5 protein-coding genes are annotated in these 5,440 nt (G+C 29.0%); all 5 read left to right on the plus strand.

Features of this window, described 5'->3' with window-relative positions:
* Positions 1 to 223: 223 nt before the first annotated feature.
* The 5 genes from NFR82_RS08665 to NFR82_RS08685 all read left to right on the plus strand — a co-directional run bounded on the left by NFR82_RS08665 (position 224) and on the right by NFR82_RS08685 (position 5,271).
* A complete protein-coding gene (locus NFR82_RS08665) occupies positions 224 to 352 on the plus strand; it encodes a bacteriocin (protein WP_251717875.1) in 129 nt (42 codons plus the stop codon).
* A 578-nt stretch (positions 353 to 930) separates the two neighbouring features.
* Entirely contained in the window at positions 931 to 1,656 is a 726-nt protein-coding gene (locus NFR82_RS08670) for a GHKL domain-containing protein (RefSeq protein WP_251717876.1), read from the plus strand.
* A 1-nt stretch (position 1,657) separates the two neighbouring features.
* Positions 1,658 to 2,455, plus strand: coding sequence for a LytR/AlgR family response regulator transcription factor (locus NFR82_RS08675; RefSeq protein WP_251717877.1), 798 nt, complete (start codon positions 1,658 to 1,660; stop codon positions 2,453 to 2,455).
* Positions 2,456 to 2,464: 9 nt separating this feature from the next.
* Complete coding sequence (locus NFR82_RS08680) at positions 2,465 to 4,624, plus strand: peptide cleavage/export ABC transporter (RefSeq protein ID WP_251717878.1); 2,160 nt, start codon at positions 2,465 to 2,467, stop codon at positions 4,622 to 4,624.
* Positions 4,625 to 4,635: 11 nt separating this feature from the next.
* Positions 4,636 to 5,271 (plus strand): hypothetical protein, encoded by a 636-nt coding sequence (locus NFR82_RS08685; RefSeq protein WP_251717879.1) that lies wholly within the window; start codon positions 4,636 to 4,638, stop codon positions 5,269 to 5,271.
* Positions 5,272 to 5,440: the final 169 nt, after the last annotated feature.

Genomic DNA, 5,440 nt, shown 5'->3' on the forward strand with positions numbered 1-5,440 from the left:
AGACATACAAAAAGTCCTACTTTCATAGATAGTACAGTTTATATATTTATACTGTCTACTAAAGTAGGACTATATCACACTTGTCGCATTTATTTTATTTTTATGACAAAATGTTGGAGAATATATGATTTAGCAAAATCGGTCCAATTTTCGACAAAATCGATCCGTTTTAAATGATATGAATGGTTCATGATATTATGTAAAAGCAAGGGAGATCATAAATATGAAAGTTAATAATTTGAATGAAGAAGAATTAAATAAAATTGTTGGAGGAAAAAGTACTACTACAGCAACAATAGGATCAGGATTATATAAATATATGAATAATTGGTTTAAATATAAAGGGAAATAATAATGATTTTAATAAGTGTGATTCCTACATTTTTATCTATTTTGGCTGATTTATGGATTTTCTTAAAGATTTCCAAAATTAAAGTTAAAACTTCTGGCATGAAAATACTCGTATGCATAGTTTTGATTTTAAGTTTTATTATAAGCAGTCAAAATATTATGCTATCAAATATTTTTGAAATATTAGCATACTATGTTTTGTTTAGAAATTATAGTGATAAAAAATTAATTTTAGGTTCAATACTTATTTTTAGTACAAATGATTTATTAATAAGTATAATTTCTTCCATTTTTTCATCGTTGCTATCTGAAATAAAATTTGATTTTGAGTGGATATTAGATTGTTTTCTTTTGTTCTTAGCTCTTTATCTAATAGAAAAGTATAATAAAAAAATTAGGTCTTATCTGTTAGACAAAAATTCGATAGTTTTTTTGAGATTATTAGTATATATTTATATATCTGTTATAAGCATCGTAGCAATATATGTGTATCTAAGGCCTAAAAATGTTTCATTTTATTCAGTATTTACACTTTTAATAATTATTCAGTCTGTATTTGCAATTAGTATGTATTATGAGATGATTGCAGTTCAGAGAAAAATTGATAAGAGAAATAAGCAAAAGTTAGAAATTGAAAAGCAAAAGCAGCTCGAGGAATATGCTGGTTATCTTGAAAAAAGCGAAGATGAATTGCGAGCTTTTAGACATGATTATCGCAACATGCTTAATTCGCTAAAGATTAGTGCAAGAGAAGGCAATACCCAAGAAGTAATTGACTTATTGGATAAATATACGCAGACAAATCTCGATTCCAAAGCTTTGTTAAAGTATAAGGACGTTAATCATATTCATATTAAATCAATTAAGAGCATAATCATTTCTAAACTTACAGAAATGTATGATTTAAATATCCCTTATAATTTGGAATGTCGTCAAGTAATTAAAAAAATTCCGGACGTTAATGAAATAGATTTAATTCGAATTATCGGAATAACATGTGACAATGCAATTGAAGAAAGTCAACTGATGCTAGAAAAGGGTCTGAAACCTGAAATTCAGATCATGTTTTATTCTAATAGCAAGGATGAATTTGAATATGAAATTAGAAATAAAATTCATGACAAGAATATTTCTGCTAGTCAAATTCAAAAGAAAGGCTTTACTACGAAGAAAAATCACCAGGGATTAGGTTTAACCAATATTCGAAATATCGAAAGCAAGTATCCGAATATGACAATTTCGCATACAGTTGAAGACGGGTGGTTTGATTTTTACATGATGATTGACGCGGAGGATGATGAATAAAATGAAATATCCAATTATTATTTGTGATGATAACAAAATATTGTCTAAAGAATTAGCGCAAGAAGTAGACGTAGCTATTCAGAATATGACAGACGAAAACTCTAATTACGCAAATATTGATGCTTCAGTTGCTTACATCGCTAATACATTTGAACAGACTGTTGGTTACGTGGTTGCAAATGATGTTAAAAATGGTATTTATTTTTTGGATATTGAATTAAGTAAAGAAGCCGAAGCGAAAAATGGTGTTGATCTTGCCGAATTTATCAAAAAACAAGATCCGAATGGACAAATTATTTTTGTAACAGCTTATGACAAATATGCACCGTTGACCTATCGCCGTCGTATTGGTGCGATTGATTATATAAATAAATCGCAAGTACGAGAAGAAATAATTAGCCGTTTAGGTGAAACGCTCAGAAATGCATTTGACAATATTTCAAATAGTTCAAAATTAGGTATAAAAACTTTGACTTATAAAATAGGGCGCCGAATTCAAAAAGTAAATGAAGCGGATATTTATTATATTGAAAACAGCCTCACCCAGCATAAGGTTCGAATGGTTACACAAAATGGCGATAGCGAATTTAAGGGAAATATTAGTCAACTAGATAAAGAAAATCCCTTCCTAATCAAGGTTTCGCAGTCATATTTAGTTAATCCAGAAAATATTGATGAGATTAATCCAGCAGAACGTTTAATTATTTTTCCAAATAAAGATGAAATTAAATATTCACGTGATAAAAAGAAGGTTATTAATAATATTTTGAATAAATATCAAGATATTAGTCTAAATTAGGGAAATACAATGTTTTTTAAATATAAAAAAATATATGTGCCTCAAGTAGATGAATCAGATTGTGGTGTTGCATGTTTAGCAATGGTTTTTAAAAAATATCATTCTAACATTTCGCTTGCTCATTTGCGACATTATGCTCGAACTAATCTTGAAGGAACTACAGCTTTAGGTTTAGTTAAGACAGCACAACAATTTAATTTAAAAACAGAGGCTATAAAAGCAGATATGTCATTATTTGATATAGATGATATTCAATATCCATTTATTGTGCATGTCATAAAAAATGGAGAGTTGTTGCACTATTATATTGTCTTGAAAAGTACAAAAAAGTATCTTTTAATAGCTGACCCCGATCCGGATGTCGGATTAACAAAGATGACCAAGGAAAAGTTTGCTCAAGAATGGAGTGGTGTTGCTCTTTTAATGGTGCCAAACGATAAATTTCGACCTGTTACAGAGAAAAGAAGAAATTTATTATCTTTATTTCCTTATATGTTTAAGCAAAAGCGGCTAGTAACTAATATTATTCTGGCCGCTTTATTAATGACAATTATTAGTATCTGCAGTTCATATTTTCTCCAAGGATTGATTGATACATATATTCCTAATGGAACATATGAAACTTTATCAATACTGGCAATTGGTTTATTAATTGCTTATGTATTTAATTCAATTTTCTCTTATGGGCAAGATTTTTTATTAAATGTTTTGGGGCAAAGGCTAAGCATTGATCTTAATTTACAATATATTCGTCATATATTTGAATTACCGATGGAATTCTTTGTTACGCGTAAAACTGGTGAAATTACTTCTAGATTTTCAGATGCAAGCAGAATTATTGATGCATTAGCGAGCACGGTAATTTCTTTATTTTTGGATTTATCCATTGTAATTGTTATGGGTGCAGTACTTGCTATTCAAAATATAACTCTATTTGCAATAACTTTATTGTCTTTGCCAATATATGCAGTAGTCATTCTAAGTTTTACTCGAAAATTTGAAAAACTTAATAACGATCAAATGGAAAGCAATGCAATTCTTAGTTCTTCTGTGATTGAAGATATTCAAAGCATTGAAACTATTAAGGCACTAAATAGTGAAAATGTACGTTATCGACGGATTGACAATCAATTTGTAAATTATCTTAAGAAATCTTTCAAATATAGTAAAACAGAATCATTACAAACTGCATTAAAATCTTTTATACAATTATCTCTTAACGTAATAATTTTGTGGGTAGGTGCGAAAGTTGTAATGAAGGGTCAAATGAGTATTGGTCAGTTAATGACATATAATGCTTTGCTTTCATATTTTATTGATCCGCTACAAAATATTATTAATTTACAACCTACTTTGCAATCTGCTAATGTTGCACAAAATCGCTTAAATGAAGTATATATGGTAGAAAGTGAGTTTAAAAAGAAAGCACATATTAATAGTCGGAAACAATTGAATGGATTAATTGAATATCAAAATGTCGACTATCACTATGGCTATGGGGTTGATGTGCTAAAAAATATTAACTTAAAAATTCAGCCCAATGATAAATTAGCAATTGTTGGAATGAGTGGTTCAGGCAAATCGACAATGGTAAAATTGTTGGTTGATTTCTTTTCACCAAGTAAGGGTAAAATTACTTTTAATGGATGGAAAACTACGGAAATTGATAAACATGTTTTACGATCTTATGTTAATTATGTTCCGCAAACCCCATATATTTTTTCTGGTACTATTAAAGAGAATCTACTTTTAGGAAGCCGAAATAATCTTACTGAAACCGACATTCTTCATGCTTGTCGAATTGCAGAAATTGATCATGAAATTCAAAACTTACCTTTACAATTTGATACTAAAATGGATGAAAATGCCAAAATATTATCGGGTGGTCAAAAACAAAGATTAACAATTGCTCGAGCTTTATTATCACCTGCTAAAATTTTGATTTTCGATGAAGTTACTAGTGGGCTAGATACAATTACTGAAAAGAAAGTAGTTGATAATTTGATGAATTTAACTGATAAAACGGTTATTTTTATTGCTCACCGATTAGCTATTGCAGAAAGAACAAATAATATTGTGGTTATAGATCATGGTCAGATTGTAGAGCACGGAAGTCATGCCGAATTAATGCAGAAACATGGTTTTTATTATAAGTTAGTTAAAGGATAGGAGCGCTCATTATGGATAATAAAAATTATGCAAGTAGTGAATTCTATTCTTATAAGTTTAAGAATTTTTCAACAATGATAATTGCACCAATGGCTATTTTGGTCGTTATATTGATAATAGGGTCATTTTTTGCAATTAAACAAAATGTTGTAGAGTCGATAGGGATCGCAGAGCCTAAGCATGTTTTAAATGCTCCAATTTCTAAATATCATGAAGGACAGATTATTAGGAAAAATAGTAAAATTACATTAGTAAATAATCAAAAGTATAAGTTGAAATCTGCGAGAATTGTTCATCGAGATGAAAATAAAAAAGTTGCTTATTTGATGCCGAAAATCATCACTAATAAAAAATTAGAGTTAATAAGTTATTTTCCTGGAAGCCAAGTAACCGAAATTGATAAGGGACAAACCGTCTTTTTTCAAATACCAAATGCTCAAGGTGCTACTTTACGATTAAAAGGAAAAGTGACGCAAGTAGATACTTATCCTGTAAATGTTCATAATCAGAATGCTTATCAAGTATTATCTACTGTAACTGTGTCAAATGCAGATAAACTTAGATATGGAATGCAAGGTAATTTAACTATTATTACGGGCGAAACAACATACTTTAATTATTTTAAGGATAAAATTTTAAATCACTAATTAGAATTATGAAGCTAATCAAAGAGATTAGCTTTTTATTTTAGCTTAAAATCAATAATATTTTTATCGATTAAATTAAAGGATACAGAATTGATCGTAAGCGTCAAATAATCTAGTGTATTGAAAAAGTACCGTTTTAGTCTTTTTTACTAAACGGTGTTTTTTGCTT

This window comes from Lactobacillus agrestimuris, from assembly GCF_943193025.1.
Taxonomy (GTDB): Bacteria; Bacillota; Bacilli; order Lactobacillales; family Lactobacillaceae; genus Lactobacillus; species Lactobacillus agrestimuris.

Bases quoted from the DNA above. Each gene is read 5' to 3' on its own strand.
- NFR82_RS08665 (WP_251717875.1), top strand. From the start codon at position 224: ATGAAAGTTAATAATTTGAATGAAGAAGAATTAAATAAAATTGTTGGA.
- NFR82_RS08670 (WP_251717876.1), top strand. From the start codon at position 931: ATGATTGCAGTTCAGAGAAAAATTGATAAGAGAAATAAGCAAAAGTTA.
- NFR82_RS08675 (WP_251717877.1), top strand. From the start codon at position 1,658: ATGAAATATCCAATTATTATTTGTGATGATAACAAAATATTGTCTAAA.
- NFR82_RS08680 (WP_251717878.1), top strand. From the start codon at position 2,465: ATGTTTTTTAAATATAAAAAAATATATGTGCCTCAAGTAGATGAATCA.
- NFR82_RS08685 (WP_251717879.1), top strand. From the start codon at position 4,636: ATGGATAATAAAAATTATGCAAGTAGTGAATTCTATTCTTATAAGTTT.